Raw genomic sequence first — 16,688 nt, forward strand, 5'->3', positions numbered from 1 at the left:
CCCGCGCGCCGCACCTTAGGCCCGGGCCGCGGGCCCGCGCCAGAGCGCACGGGAACGGGATCCCGTTCCGCCGCGCTATTGCCTGACGGAGCGTCAGCTACGACGATGCCCCCGAGCCGGTACGACGAACCGGCGGACGCACGGCCCACGAAGGCGAGGCGGTCACGGCATGGCGCGCGTGTTTACGGAAGGCCGGCTGGCATACGGGATGCAGCTCCCGGTCCAGTCGCAGAGCACCCTGTACGCCGAGCCCTGGGAGGCCGCGGCCGGCGCCGCCGACCTCGCCGAGGTCGCCCGGGCCGCCGACCGGGCCGGGTTCGGTTACCTCGCCACCTGCGACCACGTGGCCGTCCCGCGCCGCCTCGCCGGGCCCATGGGCACCGTCTGGTACGACCCGGTCGCCACCCTGGCCTACCTCGCCGGGATCACCGAGCACGTGCGGCTGCTGAGCCACGTCGCGATCGTCGGCCTGCGCCACCCCCTGGTCACCGCCAAGCAGTACGCCACCCTCGACCACCTCTCGGGCGGCCGCCTGATCCTCGGGGTCGGCGCCGGGCACGTGGCGGAGGAGTTCGAGGTGCTCGGCGTGGACTTCGGGCGCCGCGGGGCCGTGCTCGACGAGACCCTGGACGCCCTGCGCGCGGCCCTGGGGCCCGAGGAGTACCCGGAGTTCGAGGGCGGGCGGTTCTCCTTCAAGGACCTCGGCCAGCTGCCCCGGCCCACCCAGGCGCGGATCCCCGTGTGGGTCGGCGGTTCCTCGCCCGCCGCCGTGCGCCGGGCCGCCGTGCGCGGCGACGGCTGGCTCCCGCAGGGCGACCCCCGCCACGAGCTCCCCGCGCAGATCAACCGCATCAGGGAACTGCGCGAGGCGGCGGGGGTGGACGGCCCGCTGGAGATCGGCGCGATCACCGAGGCGCTCTACGTCGGCGAGCCGGCCTGGGACACCGGCCGCCGCACCCTCACGGGCAAGGCGGAGGCGCTCGCGGAGTCGCTGCGCGCGTACCGGGAGCTCGGCGTGGACCAGATCCAGGTGCGCTTCCGCAGCCGCGACCGCGCCGAACTGATCGACCAGATAGCCGTTTTCGGGGCCGAGGTGGCCCCCCTCCTCAACGACTAGGAGCATCGGCATGGGCAAGCTGGAGGGCCGCGTCGTCCTCATCACCGGCGCCGCACGCGGCCAGGGAGAGCAGGAGGCCCGCCTCTTCGCCGCCGAGGGGGCGAAGGTGCTGCTCGGGGACGTACTGGACGAGCAGGGCGCGGCGGTCGCCAAGGAGATCGGCGAGGACCGGGCCCGCTACGTACGGATGGACGTGACCCGGGAGGAGGACTGGGCGTCCGCCGTCACCGCCGCCAAGGAGGCCTTCGGCCGGATCGACGGCCTGGTCAACAACGCCGGCATCCTGCGCTTCAACGAGCTGACCGCGACCCCGCTGGAGGAGTTCGAGCAGGTGGTGCGGGTCAACCAGATCGGCGCCTTCCTCGGCATCAAGGCGCTGGCCCCGGAGATCGGGGCGGCGGGCGGCGGGACGATCGTCAACACCTCCTCCTACACCGGTTTGACGGGCATGGCGTACGTGGGCGCGTACGCCGCCACCAAGGCGGCCGTCCTGGGGCTGACGCGCGTCGCCGCGCTGGAGCTGGCGGCGAAGAACATCCGGGTCAACGCGATGTGCCCGGGCGCCGTGGACACCCCGATGGCCAACCCGGGGCTGCTGGACCCGGCGGGGATGACGGACGAGGCCCGGGACGCGATGGCAGACCTGTACAAGCGGGTGGTCCCGCTGGGCCGGGTCGGCCGGCCGGAGGAGGTCGCGAGGCTCGCGCTCTTCCTGACCAGCGAGGACTCCTCCTACATCACCGGTCAGCCGTTCGTCATCGACGGCGGCTGGATGGCCGGGGTGAGCATCCTCTAGCGCGGGCGGCGGCACGCTCCCACGAGGTCTTTCTGATGGTGCGTCAGGTATTGACGCTCCCGCCGCACGGTGGAACAGTCGGCCTCATCGAATCTGACGCAACGTCAGAAAACTAAGGACGGTGAACCCCTTGGAATTCGGGCTCTTCGTGCAGGGATACGTGCCTGAGGCGCGGTCCAAGGTCGACCCCGAGGCGGAGCACAAGTCTCTGATCGAGGAGACCGAGTACGTCATCCAGGCCGACAAGTCCGGCTTCAAGTACGCCTGGGCCTCCGAGCACCACTTCCTGGAGGAGTACTCGCACCTCTCCGCCAACGAGGTGTTCCTCGCCTACCTCGCCCACGCCACGGAACGCATCCACCTCGGCTCCGGCATCTTCAACCCCCTCGCCCCGGTGAACCACCCCGTCAAGGTGGCCGAGAAGGTCGCCATGCTCGACCACCTCTCCAAGGGCCGCTTCGAGTTCGGCACCGGCCGCGGCGCGGGCAGCCACGAGATCCTCGGGTTCCTGCCGGGCATCACCGACATGAACCACACCAAGGAGATCTGGGAGGAGACCATCGCGGAGTTCCCCAAGATGTTCCTCCAGGAGGAATACGAGGGGTTCCAGGGCAAGCACTGGTCGCTGCCCCCGCGCAAGATCTTCCCCAAGCCGTACGGCAAGGCGCACCCCGCCATGTGGTACGCCGCCGGGTCCCCTTCGTCGTACGCGATGGCCGCCAAGAAGGGCCTGGGCGTCCTCGGGTTCAGCGTGCAGAAGGTCTCCGACATGGAGTGGGTGCTGGAGCAGTACAAGACGGCCATCCAGGAGGCGAAGGCCATCGGCGCGTTCGTCAACGACAACGTGATGGTCACCTCCACCGCGATCTGCGCCGAGACCCACGACAAGGCCGTCGAGATCGCCGTCAACGCGAACATGAACCGCTTCCAGTCGCTGGTCTTCCGCTACCACGACACCTTCCCGCGCCCCGAGGCCATCCCGCAGTGGCCCGAGACGCTGCCCGAGTACAACGCGGAGATCATCGAGCTGCTGATCGCCGAGGAACTGCTGATCTGCGGCGACCCGTCCGAGGTCCGCGCCCAGTGCAAGCGGTGGGAGCAGGCCGGCGCCGACCAGCTGTCCTTCGGCCTGCCGACCGGGGTGTCCTACGAGGACACGATGACGACCATCAAGCTCATCGGCGAACACGTGATCCCGCACATCGACACCGACCCGGTCCACCGCACGACCCGCTTCCGCCAAGCCGTCTGAACGGCCCGCCCGCCGGCCGCCCCCGGCCCCGCCCCGGCGGGGCCGGAACGCCACGTCAGGGAAGAAGGAGCCTCAGCGTCATGCTCGACCACCTGATCAAGGGAGCCACCGTCGTCGACGGCACGGGCGCGCCCGCGTACGTCGCCGACGTCGGCCTCCGGGACGGGCGGATCGTCGTCATCGGCGAACCCGGCACCGTCACCGGGACGGCCCGCACCGACGAGGACGCCACCGGGCTGGTCCTCACCCCCGGGTTCATCGACCCGCACACCCACTACGACGCCCAGCTGTTCTGGGACCCGTACGCCACCCCCTCCATGAACCACGGCGTCACCACCGTCGCCGGCGGCAACTGCGGCTTCACCCTCGCCCCCCTCAACCCGGACCGTCCCGACGACGCCGACTACACGCGCCGCATGATGAGCAAGGTCGAGGGGATGGCCCTGGCCGCCCTGGAGGAAGGCGTCGACTGGACCTGGTCCACCTTCGGCGAGTACCTCGACGCCCTGGAGGGGCGGATCGCCGTCAACGCCGGCTTCATGGTCGGCCACTGCGCGCTGCGCCAGCACGTCATGGGCGAGGACGCCATCGGGGGGCAGCCCACCGACCGGCAGATGCGGCAGATGCTCGACCTCTTCCACGAAGCCATGGACGCCGGCGCCTGGGGCCTGTCCACCACCCAGTCCTCCACCCACTCCGACGGCGACGGCGCCCCCGTCGCCTCCCGGCACGCCGGTCCCGCCGAGCTCCTCGCCCTGTCCCGGGCGGTCGGCGAGCACGAGGGCACCCAGCTGGAGGCGATCGTCGCGGGCTGCCTGGACCAGTTCTCCGACGAGGAGATCGACCTCTTCGTGGAGATGAGCGCCGCCGCCGGACGCCCCCTGAACTGGAACGTCCTCACCATCGACGCCTCCGTCCCGGAACGGGTGCCGCGCCAGCTGGTACCGAGCGAGCGGGCCCGCAAGGCCGGCGGCCGGATCGTCGCACTGACCATGCCGATCCTCACCCCCATGAACATGTCGCTCCGTACCTTCTGCGCGCTCAACCTCATCCCCGGCTGGGGCGAGGTCCTCGCACTGCCCGTCCCCGAGCGGATAGCCGCACTCCGCGACCCGGACGTGCGCGCCGAGATGCTGCGCCGCGCCGACAGCAAGGAGGCCGGGGTGTTCCGCCGCCTCGCCGACTTCGGCCGCTACGTCATAGGGGACACGTACAGCAAGGAGAACGAGGGCCTCTCCGGCCGGGTCGTGAACGACATCGCGGCCGAGCGCGGCCAGGACGCCTTCCACTGCCTGGTGGAGATCTGCGCCAACGACGACCTGCGCACGATCCTGTGGCCCATGCCCACCGACAACGACCCGGCGAGCTGGGCGCTGCGCGCCGAGACCTGGCAGCACGAGGACGTGATGCTCGGCGGCTCCGACGCGGGCGCCCACCTGGACCGGATGTGCGGAGCCCCGTACACGACCCGGTTCCTCGGCGACTGCCTGCGCGGCCGCAAGCTGGTGCCGCTGGAGCAGGCGGTGCGGATGCTCACGGACGACCCCGCCCGGCTGTTCGGGCTGCGCGAGCGCGGGCGGATCGCCGAGGGGTTCCACGCGGACCTGGTGCTCTTCGATCCGGAGCGCATCGAAGCGGGCCCCGCGACGCTCGTCCACGACCTGCCGGGCAACAGCCCGCGGCTGGACGCGCGGGCCGTCGGGATCGTGTCGGTACGCGTCAACGGCGTGGAGACCGTCCGCGACGACCGGGTGACGGGCGCGGTCCCCGGCACCGTGTTGCGCTCGGGCCGCGACACGAGGACGGTGAGCACCCGATGACGGACGCGCCCCAGAGGCTCTTCATCGCAGGGGAGTGGGTGGATCCCGACGGCGGGCACTACGAGGTGGTGAACCCGGCCGACGAGTCGGTGGTCGGCCTCGCCCCGGAGGCCTCGCGCGCCCAGGTGGAGGAGGCGGCCCGCGCCGCGGCCGGGGCCTTCGAGGGCTGGTCCCGTACCCGGCCGCAGGAGCGGGCGGCGATCCTGGACCGGGCCGCGGACATCATCCAGCGGGAGTACGAGCCGTGGGCGGCGCTCGCGCAGGCCGAGACGGGCGCCCCCACGGGCATCGCGCGGGGCATGCAGGTGGGCGTCGGGGTGTCCCGCTTCCGGCGGTACGCGAAGGGCGCCCTGGAGCCGGTGGAGCGGGGGCTTCCGCCGCAGGTCACCGAGGCCGGCCCGATGGGGAAGGCGACCGTGCTCGGCGCGCTGGAGGTGCGCCAGCCGGTCGGCGTGGTCACCTGCATCACCTCGTACAACAACCCGTGGGCCAATCCGGCGGGCAAGGTGGCCCCGGCGCTGGCCATGGGGAACACGGTGGTGGTGAAGCCGGCCCCGCAGGACCCGCTGTCGGTGTTCAAGATGGCGCAGGCGCTCCAGGAGGCGGGGGTCCCGGCGGGCGTCGTCAACGTCGTCTCGGGTGCCTCGGTGGAGGTGGGCGAGGCGGCGGTGGACTCCCCGTACGTGGACATGGTGTCGTTCACCGGCTCCACGGCGGTCGGGCAGCGCATCGCCGAGGCGTGCGGCCGTTCCATGAAGCGGCAGCTGATGGAGCTGGGCGGCAAGGGCGCGGCGGTGGTGCTGGAGGACGCGGACCTCGACGCGGCGGTGGCGGGGATCGGCACCACCTTCTCCTTCTACAGCGGCCAGATCTGCACCGCCCCGACCCGGGTGATCGTGCACCGGTCGGTGTACGGGGCGCTCGTGGAGAAGCTCACCGGCTACCTGGCCTTCATGAAGGTGGGCGATCCGGGGGAGCGGGGCACGGTCGTCGGCCCGGTGATCTCGGCGGCCCACCGGGACCGGGTGGAGTCGTACGTCGAGCTCGGCCGCAAGGAGGGCGCGCGGATCGCGTACGGCGGCGAGCGCCCGGTGGTCGGGGACGGCAGCGGCTTCTACGTGGCCCCGACGCTGCTCGTGGACTGCACGAACGACATGCGGGTGGTGCGGGAGGAGATCTTCGGCCCGGTGGTGGTGGTCGTACCGTTCGACGGCGCCGGGGAGGCGGGTGAGGACGCGGCGGTGGCGCTGGCCAACGACAGCGACTTCGGCCTGCTGAGCTACGTGTGGTCCGGGGACCCGGCGCGCGCGTTCCGGGTCGCGCGGCGGCTGCGGGCGGGCGGGGTGGGCGTGAACACGATCGGGCGGAACATGGAGGCGCCGTTCGGGGGCTTCAAGCGGTCGGGGGTGGGCCGGGACGTCGGCTCGTACGCGCTGCACGCCTACAGCGAGATGCAGTCGATCGTGTGGGCGGGGTGAGGGCGTGAGGGGCGTATGAGGCGGGGGTCACACCGGAAACTTTGCAGCCGGGCAAAACGGACACATCTGCGGTTTCCGTATAACGGAAGTGGTTGTTCGGGTCCTCGCGAAGTGGGGATGGATGTCTGAGCGAACCTTGTGTTTCGTTGGGGTGGGAGCTGTTTTCTGATCGAATCAAAGGTCATTTGGCTGTCAGTCATCCGGACTTAAACCTTCCAGATGTGGAAACCGCACCCTCTAACGTCCTGACCCATGACACAGCTGGACGTTCGGCGGCCCCAGGCGGCCGCAGGGGCAGGGACGGCGGAGAGCGACGGCGACGTCCGCGGCAAAGGGCTCGGCAAGGGCTCCGTCGGCCTCGTCGGGAGCGCCGTCATCGGCATCTCCACCGTCGCTCCCGTCTACTGCCTGACCTCCACCCTCGGCTCCACGGCCGGCGAGGTCGGCGTCCAGATGCCCGCGGTGTTCCTCGCCGGCTTCCTCCCGATGCTGCTGGTCGCCTTCGCGTACCGCGAGCTGAACAAGGCCGTCCCCGACTGCGGCACCTCCTTCACCTGGACCGTGAAGGCCTTCGGCCCGCGCGTCGGCTGGATGTGCGGCTGGGGCCTGGTGATCGCCACGATCATCGTGCTGTCCAACCTGGCCGGCGTCGCCACCTCCTACTTCTGGCTCCTGGCCGGGCAGATCACGGGCAACGACGCGATCGCCGCCCTGGACGACGACAAGCTCGTCCACATCACCACCTGCCTCACCCTGATCGCCGCCGCGACCGCCGTCAGCTACCGCGGCATGACCGCCACCAAGGGCGTCCAGTACACGCTGGTCGGCCTGCAACTGGCCGTCCTCGCGATCTTCGTCGCGATGGCCTTCCAGAAGGCCTCCGCCGGCGCCTTCGACACCGGCGCCTTCGACACCGGCGTGCACTTCTCGTGGGAGTGGATGAACCCCTTCGCGGTGGAGTCCATGGGCGCCTTCACCGCCGGGCTCTCCCTCTCGATCTTCATGTACTGGGGCTGGGACACCTGCCTCACCGCCAACGAGGAGACCATCGGCTCGGCCAAGACACCCGGCCGCGCCTCGCTGATCGCCATGATCGTCCTGGTCGGCTCCTACCTGGCCACCGGCATCGCCGCCCAGATGGCCGTCGGCTCCGGCACCTCCGGCCTCGGCCTCGGCAACCCGCAGACCTCCGGCAACGTCTTCGCCGCCCTCGCCGGGCCCGTGATGGGGCCGCTGCTGGGCATCCTGCTCTTCGTCGCCGTCCTCGCCTCCGCCGCCGCCTCCCTCCAGACCACCTTCATCCCGGTGGCCCGCACGGTCCTGGCCATGGCGGCGTACGAGGCGCTGCCCGCCTCCTACGCCAAGGTCCACCCGCGCTTCAAGACCCCGGGCCGCGCCACCGTCACGGCGGGCGTCGCGACCGGCGTCTTCTACACCGTGATGTCGCTGGTCAGCGAGAACGTCCTGACCGACACGATCTTCGCCCTCGGCCTGATGATCTGCTTCTACTACTCGCTGACCGCCTTCGCCTGCGCCTGGTACTTCCGGCGCGAGCTGCGCGACTCCGTCCGCGACCTGTTCTTCAAGGGCGTCTTCCCGGTCCTGGGCGGACTGCTGCTGGCCTCCGTCTTCTGCAAGACCCTGGCCGACATGTGGGACCCGTCCTACGGATCCGGTTCCACCGTCTTCGGCGTCGGCAGCGTCTTCGTCATCGGCGTCGGCCTGCTCGCCCTCGGCCTGGTCATCATGCTGGTCACCGAACGCCGCAGCCCCGCCTTCTTCCGGGGCGAGGTCCTGACGAAGTCCACGCCGGCGCTGGTGGTCGAGGACTGAGGGGAGCGTGGTGGGGTCCGTCCGGGGGTGACCCCGGGCGCGGTGGGGTCGTTGGGCCGGGCATGAATCCCATCAAGCGCAGCCTCGCCACCCTGATCCTGACCGGCGGTGCGGCCCTCGCCCTCACCCCCGCCCTCGCCCACGCCGACGAACCCGCCGTCCAGGGGCCCCCGATCACCGAGCGCGTCGGCGACATCGTGGACCACCCCGGGCACGCCGTGCAGGACACGAAGACGGCGGTGGGCATCACCGCCTCGGCGGCCGGCAGCGCGGCCAAGGCGGCCGACGGATCCGTCAAGAGCACCGGCACGGCCCTGACGTCCGGCCTGCCGAAGCCGCCCAAGGTCGGCTGACGCCAGGTGGGCCCGGGCGGTGGGAGCGGGGCTCCCGGCGTTCGGCGCCGATCCGCCGAAGGGGAGGGAAAAGCAGGTGCGGGCCGTATGGAGGACGCCTAGCTTGAGGCGGTGAGCAGCGACTATCCATTCGCCGATGGGCACAACCTCGTCTGGGACCTGACCGGTTTCGGCGCCGACGAGGAGATGGTCGAGTCCGTCACCCTCACCCGGGACCAGTTCCTGGCGATACGGCACCTGTTCGTGCTGGGGGACGATCCTTGGATGGTGGCCGGTGAGTACCGTGTCGTGCCGGGCATCTGGGGGCACCTGCGTCAGGCCGTCCCGGGGCTCGGCTTCCAGCGTGATGCGGACTACTACCTCGGCGCCCGTCAGGCCCTGCCTGACGGGCGTTTTTGGCGTCCGGCGGTGGGTGTGACCGCCCCGGGACCGATCCCGCCGCCCTAGCGAGCGGTGGCCGGATGCGACAGAACCGCGTCATTGCGGCCGTCCGGCAGCGGGCACCACGATGGAGGGCATGTCCACGACCCGCCGCGTCGTCATCGCGGTCTTCCCCGACGTCGACCTCCTCGACGTCACCGGCCCGGCCGAGGTGTTCGCGCTCGCCAACCGGGAGACCGGGGGCCGGGCCGGGTACCGGGTGGAGCTCGCCGGGCCGTCGGCGGGTGTGGTGACCACGTCGGCGGGGGTGCGCCTGGTGGCGGACCTCGCGTTCGGCGACGTGGACGGGGTGCTGGACATGCTGCTGGTGCCCGGCGCCGTGGATCCGCACCCGGACGGGCCGGTCGCCCGGATCGACCGGGACGTGGTGGCGTGGCTGGAGAGGGTCGCGCCACTGGCCCGGCGGGTGGCTTCGGTGTGCGTGGGCGCGCACCTCCTGGCCGCGGCCGGGCTGCTGGACGGCAGGACGGCCACCACCCACTGGTCGACCGCGGCCCGGCTCGCCGCCGACCACCCGGCGGTGACGGTCGACCCGGACCCCATCTTCGTGCGGTCCGGGAACGTGTGGACCGGCGCCGGGATCAGTGCCTGCATGGATCTCGCGCTGGCCCTGGTGACCGACGACCTGGGGGAGGAGGTGGCGCTGGCGGTGGCGCGGCAGCTGGTCATGTACCTCAAGCGGCAGGGCGGCCAGAGCCAGTTCTCCGTCCCGTTGTCCCGGCCGCCCGCGTCCCGCCGGGACATCGACGAGCTGCGGATGTACATCGCCGACCACGTGGACGGTGATCTGTCCGCCGCAGCGCTCGCGGCGCGGATGTGCCTGAGCGAGCGCCACTTCGCGCGGGTGTTCCGCCAGGAGACCGGTATGACCGCCGCCGCGTACGTCGAGGCCTCCCGGGTGGAGGCGGCGCGGCGTCTGCTGGAGGGCACCGACCGGCCGCTGGAGCAGATCGCCGCTGCCTGCGGGCTGGGTTCGGTGGAGACGCTCCACCGGGCGCTGCGCAAGCAGACCGGCACCACCCCGGCGGCCTACCGCCGTCGTTTCCGTACGACTTCCTGATCCTTCCCCTTGACCGTTCGAGGAGCTTTGCCATGCCTTCTTCCACGCGCCTGCGCGACGTGATCGGCCTCGACGACGAGCTGCCGCGCCTCGCCGACACCACCCTGGTGATGATCGACTACCAGAACACCTACCGCACCGGCGTCATGGCCCTCGAAGGCGCCGAGGAGGCGCTGGCGGCCGGGGCCCGGCTGCTGTCGGCGGCGCGCGGGGCGGGGATCCCCGTCGTGCACGTCGTCAACGACGGCGGCGAGGGCACCCCGTACGACATCCGTGCCGAGATCGGTGCGATCAGTGAGGAAGTCGCCCCGGTCGCCGGTGAGCCGGTGGTGGTCAAGCAGTTCCCCAACGCCTTCCACGGGACCGAGCTGGAGAAGGTCCTGCACGAGGTCGGCGCGGGCAAGGAGCTGGTGCTGGCCGGGTTCATGACCCACATGTGCGTCACCTTCACCGCCGAGGGCGCCTTCTACCGCGGCTTCCGTCCCTCGGTCGTCGCCGAGGCCACCGCCGCGCGCCCGCTGACCGCCCCCGACGGCACCGTCGTGCCGGCCGCCGCGCTGCACAAGGCCGCGCTGACCACGATCACGGACCTGTTCGGCCTCGTCGCCCCCACGGTCGGGGACCTCACGGAGTAGCGGTGCCGTTCCGCTGCTTGCGGGCCCGCCGGGAGCGGAGCACTTCGACGGCGAGGGGCAGCAGGGACACCGCGACGACCAGGGCGACGATCGGCAGCAGGTACCGGTCGACGTTCGGGATGGAGGAGCCGAGCGCGTACCCCGCGAGGACCAGACCGACCGTCCAGACGAGGCCGCCGACGACCTGCCACACCGTGAAGACGCGGGCCGGGACGTTCAGGGCCCCGGCCAGCGGGTTGAGGACCGTACGGACGATGGGGACGAAGCGGGCCAGCACGATCGCCTTGGCGTGCCCGTACTTCGCGAGGAACTCCCCGGCGCGCTCGGCGCCTTCGTGCAGCTTCCTGGACCGGCTGCGCTCCAGGACGGCGCCGCCCGCGCGCCGCCCGATGAGGTAGCCGGTCTGGGCGCCGGCCAGCGCACCGGCCGCGGAGGCGGCCAGTACCAGCGGGAGCGAGAGTCTCGCGTCCCCGTCCGGGGTTCCGGCGACGCACAGCAGGCCGGCGGTGAACAGCAGGGAGTCGCCGGGCAGGAAGAACCCGACCAGCAGCCCGGTCTCCGCGAACATCACCACCGCGATGCCGACGACGCCGAAGGCGGCGAGGAGTGAATGCGCGTCGAGCAGGTTGACCGCGAGGTCGCTCGCGAGGGGGACGGTCATGGGGGGACCTCTCGGTGCGCGCAGCCGGCGGAGCCGGCCGTGGGGGGACATCCGGTCGACTGCCATCCCGTGGACGGTCTACCGCACTGTAGCGATCGCCCCGGACGGCCGCCCCGGTTCGGGCCCGGGTGTCGGTCAGAGGTAGCGGTCAGGGGTGTCGGTCAGAGGTACTGGGCGAAGTCGTCCAGTACGCGCAGCACGTCCGGCTCCGCCGCGGGCGGCAGTTGCAGGACGACCTCCTCGATGCCGAGATCCTCGTAGTGGGACAGCTTGCCCGGGGTGGGGCGGACGGCGTACGGGACCACCTGGAGGGCCTTCGGATCGCGGCCCGCGTCCTCCCAGGCGCGGCGCAGCACCGGCAGGGACTCGGTGAGACCGCCACCGCCGATGGGCAGCCAGCCGTCGGCGTGGTCGGCGACGGCCGCGAAGAGCTTCGGGCCGGCGGCGCCCCCGATGAGGGTGCGGGGGCCGTGCAGCGGGACGCCGGGGCGCAGTTCACGGGAGGGGCGGGCCGGTTTGGGGTGGGCCTGGCTGGCCCGGACGGAGCCGAAGGCGCCCTCGTAGGGGGTGGGTTCGGGGGCCCACAGGGCGCGCATCAGGGCCAGGCGGTCGCGGACCAGTTCGCGCCGGGTGCGCCACTCGACGCCGTGGTCGGCGGCCTCCTCCACGTTCCAGCCGTAGCCGACGCCGAGGGTGAAGCGGCCGCCGCAGAGGTGGTCCAGCGTGGCGGCCTGCTTCGCGAGGACGATCGGGTCGTGCTGGGCGACCAGGGTGATGCCGGTGCCGAGGGTGAGCCGCTCGGTGACGGCGGCGGCCTGGCCGAGCGCGACGAACGGGTCGAGGGTGCGGCCGTACTCCTCGGGGAGTTCGCCGCCCATGGGCGCGGCCGTGTCGCGGGTGACGGGGATGTGCGTGTGCTCGGGGAGGTAGAGACCGCAGAAGCCGCGCTCTTCCAGGGTGCGGGCGAGGCGGGTGGGGGTGATGGTGCGGTCGGTGAGGAAGATGGTCGTGGCGATCCGCATGGGTGAGGGCACCTCCGAGACGTCGAAGGTCCAACGTACGGCCCCCGCGCCCCCGCGCGACACCCCGGAGCACGAGCCGCACCGCCCGGCGCCGCACCGCCCCGGCGGGCAGGTCGCCGCCAGGGCGCGGCCTGCGGCCCGTCCGCGTCAGTGCAGCGGCTGACGCGATTCCGCGCGGACCTTGAGGGTGGTTTCGGCCATCCGGTCGAGGTCGATGGAGGCGGGGTCTTGAAGGGCGGTTGCGGCGGTGACCACGGCGACCGTGGCGGCCGTGTTGGCGTCCGCCCAGGCGCACATGGGGAAGGGGACCTTGGTGCCGTTCTGCAGGGAGGTCAGCACCTGGCAGGTCAGGGTGATGTCCGAGCCGGTCGGGGTGATGTCCCTCGGGGGGACCGCCTGACCGGCGCCATCGCCCTCCTGGGCGCCCGCGATCATCTTGCGCCGGGAGTCCGCATGGTCCTTGAACTGGCCGTACATGCCGGAGATGACGAGGACGCCGGGTTCGGTGGCGGAGTCGGCGGTGGCGTACTGGGCGACCACCGGCTTCGGGTCGCGGACCTTGGGGTCGTAGCCGCCGTCGATGATCTCCTTGCCCTTGGTCCCGGACGCGTCCTGCGACAGCCGGTACGTGCCGCTCAGCACCGTCTTCGGCACCGTCAGCCGGTACTCGGCGGCGGGGAACCCGGCCCCGCTCACGACGGCTCCGGCCCGGGCGATCCGGTTCACCACGAACCCCGCGACGAACAGCCCGCCCAGGGCGATCGCGACGACGGCGATCACGATCCCGGCCCGGCTCTTGCGCGGCGGCGGTCCCATCGGCGGCGCGCCCATCGGCGCCGGTCCCACCGGCAGCGGCCCCCAGGGCGCCTGGCCGGGGTACGGCTGCGGCGGGTGGGGCGGGCCCGGGTACCCCTGCTGTTGCGCGTAGGGCCGGCCGCCGGGCGGGTTCGGGTACTGCGGGGGTCCGTACGGACCCGGGGAGTGCGGGGGCGGAGGCGGCATGCTCATGATCGGAACGCTACTTCACCCCACGGACACCCCGTCAGCCGCGCGGATAGCGCGAGAGCCAGCCCGGCGCGGAGGCGGAGGGGCCGTGCAGGGCGGGACCCTGCGTCATCTCCAGCGCGAAGTCGTCGGCCAGCTCCAGGATCGTGGCGCGGCCCTCCACGTCGGCCAGCCAGGCGGCCGGCAGGGCCGTCTCCCCGTGCAGGGCCCCGAGCAGCGCCCCGCACATGGCGCCGGTGACGGTGGAGTCGCCGCCGTGGTTGACGGCGAGCCGCAGCCCGTGCGGAACGTCCTCGGCGACCAGGGCGCAGTACACGGCGATGGCCAGCGCGTCCTCGGCGTCGCGGCCGTCCCCCGGGGACAGCGATTCGACCATCTTCGGGCTCGGTTCCCCTTGCGTGGCGGCCGATACCGCGCGCTGGAGGGCGTCGGTGACCGGCTGGTGGGAGGCGCGCGCGCCGAGCAGGCCGAGGGCGCGCCGGACGGCGCCGTCCAGGGTGTCGCCCCGGATCAGGCCGTGGACGATGACGGCGAAGGCCCCGGCGGAAAGGAAGGCGGTGGGGTGTCCGTGGCTCTGCGTGGCGCACTCGACGGCGAGTTGCAGTACGAGGGTCGGTTCCCAGCCGACCAGCAGACCGAAGGGTGCCGAGCGGACGGTCGCGGCCGCGTCCCGGGCGGTGGGGTTCTTCGGCTTGTCCGGGGTGCCGAGCATGTCGTCGGCGAAGCCGGTCATGCAGGCGCGGTCGGGGCCGCGGCGGGCGTAGAGCCACTCCTGCTGCGCGAGCCAGCCGTTGTCCTTGCGGCGCTCGTCGGGGCCCCAGTCGTGCTGGGTCGCGGCCCAGCGCAGGTAGGCCCGGTGGACGTCGGTCGGCGGGTGCCAGCCGCCGGTGTCCCGGCGCACGTGGGCCCGGATCAGCCCGTCGACGGTGAAGAGGGCGAGCTGCGTGGAGGCGGTGACGCTGCCCCGGCGGCCGTAGGCGGGGGCCGGTTCGGTCAGGCCGGCCAGGCCGTGGGTCTCGCGGATGCCGTCGAGGGAGAGGCCGGCGACGGGTGCGCCGAGGGCGTCCCCGATCGCGGAGCCGAGCAGGGTGCCGCGGACCCGGCTACGGAAGTCCTGCTGCTCGGCCCGGCCCCAGAGCGCGGTGGAGGTGGCGCTCGATGTGGCGGCGGGTGCGCCGGTGCCCGCAGGGGCCGCCGCCTCCGGAAGGGCCGTAGGCGTCGCCGTACTCGTGTCCATGCTGTTTCCCCCCAGGCTTTGGCGCGCACTGTAGTGGACAGGTTCGGTCGAACCCGGACGGTATGCGTCAGGTCGCGCAGAAGTGGTCGGAGAACGGCCGGAATCCGAACACATCAGGCTTCCCTCCTACCGGTCGGACTTTCGTGGCAGGTGTCGTCACCGGCACTCGTCGGCTGATGCGGACGTGACGACGCCCCCGACCGGTCGGCGACCGTCGGGGGCGTACGTGTGCCGCGCGACGGGCGGCGTGGGCGAGCGGTGTCAGCAGGCGGAGTCGACGCGGCGGAACGAGGCGTAGTGGTCCGACGTGTAGTAGTCCTCGTCGGTCTGCCGTCCCGTGATGATGCGTCGGGCGCCGCGGGTCGGGGAGCCCGGGGTGATGACCGTGTACTCGTGGTAGTACCCGCTGGTGTGGGCGGGCAGCAGGCCCTCGCGGTTCTGGAAGACGACGCCGTCCTGGGAGTACGGGAACGGGCCGCCCTGGTCGATGAGGTCGAGGGTGTCGTGCGCCTGGGAGGGGAGGGCGGAGTAGCAGATCCGGCCGACCGAGGCGACGGAGGCGGACACGGGGGCGACGGGCGCGGCGGAGGCGGCCGGGCCCGCGAGGAGGGCGGCGGCGAAGGCGGTCGCCGCGCCGAGGGCTGCGATGCGTGGGGAGATCCTCATGCCGGCCAGGATGACGCGCGTAGAGCGACCCCAGGAATATCAACTCCCTTGTGTTCCACACCTGTTCACCGAGCGGGCGGCGGTGGGAACCGGGGCGCCGTCCGGCCTTAAGACATCGGCAACCCGGCGCGGTGCCCGACGTGGGAAACGGCTGCGACGGGGGAGCCGTTTGTATGGTGGTCGCGTGCTGGAAGGCCACGATCACGACCACGGGCATCACCACGGCCACGGGCATCACCACGGCCACGACGACGGCCACGGCCACACGCACGGCACCCGCCGGTCGCGGAGGCCGCGCCACCGGCTGCGGCATCTCCTCACCCCGCACAGCCACGACGCCCGGGACAAGGTCGACCCCGCGATGGAGACCTCCCGCGAGGGCGTGCGCACCCTGTGGCTCTCCCTGGCCGTCCTGGGACTGACCACCGGGGTCCAGGCCGTGGTCGCCGCCCTCTCCGGTTCGGTGGCGCTGCTGGGCGACGCCCTCCACAACGGGGCCGACGCGCTCACGGCCGTGCCGCTGGGCCTCGCGTTCGTCCTGGGCCGCCGGGCGCCCAACCGCCGCTACACCTACGGGTACGGCCGCGCCGAGGACCTGGCCGGGATCGCCGTCGTGCTGACCATCGCCGCCTCCTCCGCGCTCGCCGCGCACACGGCCGTGGACCGGCTGCTGCACCCGCGCCCGATCAGCCACCTGGGGACGGTGGCCGTCGCGGCGGTGGTCGGGTTCGCCGGCAACGAGTGGGTGGCCCGGTTCCGCATCCGCACCGGCCGCCGGATCGGCTCGGCCGCCCTCGTCGCGGACGGACTGCACGCCCGCACCGACGGGTTCACCTCGCTCGCCGTCCTCGTCGGCGCGGGCGGCGCCGCGCTCGGGTGGCGGGCCGCCGACCCGCTCGTGGGTCTGCTCGTCACCGCGGCGATCCTGATGGTGCTGCGCGACGCGGCCCGCGAGGTCTTCCGCCGGCTCATGGACTCCGTCGACCCGGCCCTCGTCGACACCGCCGAACACGCGCTGCGCGCCGTGGCCGGCGTACGCGACCTCGGGCAGGTCCGGCTGCGGTGGATCGGCCACACCCTGCGGGCGGAGGCCGACATCGTCGTCGACCCCCACCTCACCGTCGTGCAGGCCCACGCCCTGGCCGTCGCCGCCGAACACGCCCTCATCCACGCCGTGCCCCGGCTGACGGCCGCCACCGTCCACACCGACCACACCGCCGACCACGACCACGACGACCCGCACGCCGCCCTCGCCCACCACACGCCCATCGGCCGCCCCGCGACGCCCGCCTGAGCGGGCGCCGCGGCGGCC

The 16,688-nt window shown here is 72.6% G+C and carries 16 protein-coding genes; 11 read left to right on the forward strand and 5 right to left on the reverse strand.

All coding sequences use genetic code 11. The features are described 5' to 3' along the window. The first annotated feature begins 169 nt into the window (after positions 1-169). The 10 genes from OHA81_RS18325 to OHA81_RS18370 all read left to right on the forward strand — a co-directional run bounded on the left by OHA81_RS18325 (position 170) and on the right by OHA81_RS18370 (position 10,785). Complete coding sequence (locus OHA81_RS18325; protein ID WP_329197318.1) at positions 170-1,117, forward strand: LLM class F420-dependent oxidoreductase; 948 nt, start codon at positions 170-172, stop codon at positions 1,115-1,117. Positions 1,118-1,127: 10 nt separating this feature from the next. Continuing rightward, positions 1,128-1,913 carry an SDR family NAD(P)-dependent oxidoreductase gene (locus OHA81_RS18330; protein ID WP_329197320.1) on the forward strand — a complete coding sequence of 262 codons (786 nt, stop codon included), beginning with the start codon at positions 1,128-1,130 and terminating at the stop codon, positions 1,911-1,913. Positions 1,914-2,043: 130 nt separating this feature from the next. Next, a complete protein-coding gene (locus OHA81_RS18335; protein ID WP_329202366.1) occupies positions 2,044-3,165 on the forward strand; it encodes an LLM class flavin-dependent oxidoreductase in 1,122 nt (373 codons plus the stop codon). A gap of 80 nt (positions 3,166-3,245) precedes the next feature. Then, positions 3,246-4,985 carry an N-acyl-D-amino-acid deacylase family protein gene (locus OHA81_RS18340; RefSeq protein ID WP_329197321.1) on the forward strand — a complete coding sequence of 580 codons (1,740 nt, stop codon included), beginning with the start codon at positions 3,246-3,248 and terminating at the stop codon, positions 4,983-4,985. Then, entirely contained in the window at positions 4,982-6,463 is a 1,482-nt protein-coding gene (locus OHA81_RS18345) for an aldehyde dehydrogenase family protein (RefSeq protein WP_329197323.1), read from the forward strand. Before OHA81_RS18340 ends, OHA81_RS18345 begins: the two co-directional genes overlap by 4 nt. A 252-nt stretch (positions 6,464-6,715) precedes the next feature. After that, positions 6,716-8,296 carry an APC family permease gene (locus OHA81_RS18350; RefSeq protein WP_329197325.1) on the forward strand — a complete coding sequence of 527 codons (1,581 nt, stop codon included), beginning with the start codon at positions 6,716-6,718 and terminating at the stop codon, positions 8,294-8,296. 62 nt (positions 8,297-8,358) lie between these two features. After that, entirely contained in the window at positions 8,359-8,649 is a 291-nt protein-coding gene (locus OHA81_RS18355; protein ID WP_329197326.1) for a hypothetical protein, read from the forward strand. Between the two features lie 111 nt (positions 8,650-8,760). Further along, on the forward strand, positions 8,761-9,096 hold the full coding sequence (locus OHA81_RS18360) for a hypothetical protein (RefSeq protein ID WP_329197328.1): 336 nt from the start codon (positions 8,761-8,763) through the stop codon (positions 9,094-9,096). A gap of 70 nt (positions 9,097-9,166) precedes the next feature. Next, positions 9,167-10,150, forward strand: coding sequence for a GlxA family transcriptional regulator (locus OHA81_RS18365; protein ID WP_329197330.1), 984 nt, complete (start codon positions 9,167-9,169; stop codon positions 10,148-10,150). A gap of 32 nt (positions 10,151-10,182) precedes the next feature. After that, complete coding sequence (locus OHA81_RS18370; RefSeq protein WP_329197332.1) at positions 10,183-10,785, forward strand: isochorismatase family protein; 603 nt, start codon at positions 10,183-10,185, stop codon at positions 10,783-10,785. On the opposite strand, the gene OHA81_RS18375 is transcribed toward OHA81_RS18370, so the two are convergent. The 5 genes from OHA81_RS18375 to OHA81_RS18395 form a co-directional block, all read right to left on the reverse strand. Continuing rightward, positions 10,775-11,446 carry a DedA family protein gene (locus tag OHA81_RS18375; RefSeq protein WP_329197333.1) on the reverse strand — a complete coding sequence of 224 codons (672 nt, stop codon included), beginning with the start codon at positions 11,444-11,446 and terminating at the stop codon, positions 10,775-10,777. The genes OHA81_RS18370 and OHA81_RS18375 overlap by 11 nt on opposite strands. Positions 11,447-11,607: 161 nt before the next feature. Beyond that, on the reverse strand, positions 11,608-12,468 hold the full coding sequence (locus tag OHA81_RS18380; RefSeq protein WP_329197336.1) for a TIGR03619 family F420-dependent LLM class oxidoreductase: 861 nt from the start codon (positions 12,466-12,468) through the stop codon (positions 11,608-11,610). Positions 12,469-12,615: 147 nt separating this feature from the next. Beyond that, positions 12,616-13,476, reverse strand: coding sequence for a hypothetical protein (locus OHA81_RS18385; protein WP_329197337.1), 861 nt, complete (start codon positions 13,474-13,476; stop codon positions 12,616-12,618). A gap of 34 nt (positions 13,477-13,510) precedes the next feature. Beyond that, positions 13,511-14,710, reverse strand: a complete 1,200-nt coding sequence (locus tag OHA81_RS18390) for an ADP-ribosylglycohydrolase family protein (RefSeq protein ID WP_329197339.1) — start codon at positions 14,708-14,710, stop codon at positions 13,511-13,513. Between the two features lie 261 nt (positions 14,711-14,971). Next, entirely contained in the window at positions 14,972-15,376 is a 405-nt protein-coding gene (locus tag OHA81_RS18395; RefSeq protein WP_329197341.1) for a ribonuclease, read from the reverse strand. 184 nt (positions 15,377-15,560) lie between these two features. Between OHA81_RS18395 and OHA81_RS18400 the strand changes: the two genes are divergently transcribed. Beyond that, positions 15,561-16,670, forward strand: coding sequence for a cation diffusion facilitator family transporter (locus OHA81_RS18400; protein ID WP_443056575.1), 1,110 nt, complete (start codon positions 15,561-15,563; stop codon positions 16,668-16,670). Positions 16,671-16,688 lie beyond the last annotated feature (18 nt).

Source organism: Streptomyces sp. NBC_00667 (assembly GCF_036226825.1).
Classification (GTDB): Bacteria; Actinomycetota; Actinomycetes; order Streptomycetales; family Streptomycetaceae; genus Streptomyces.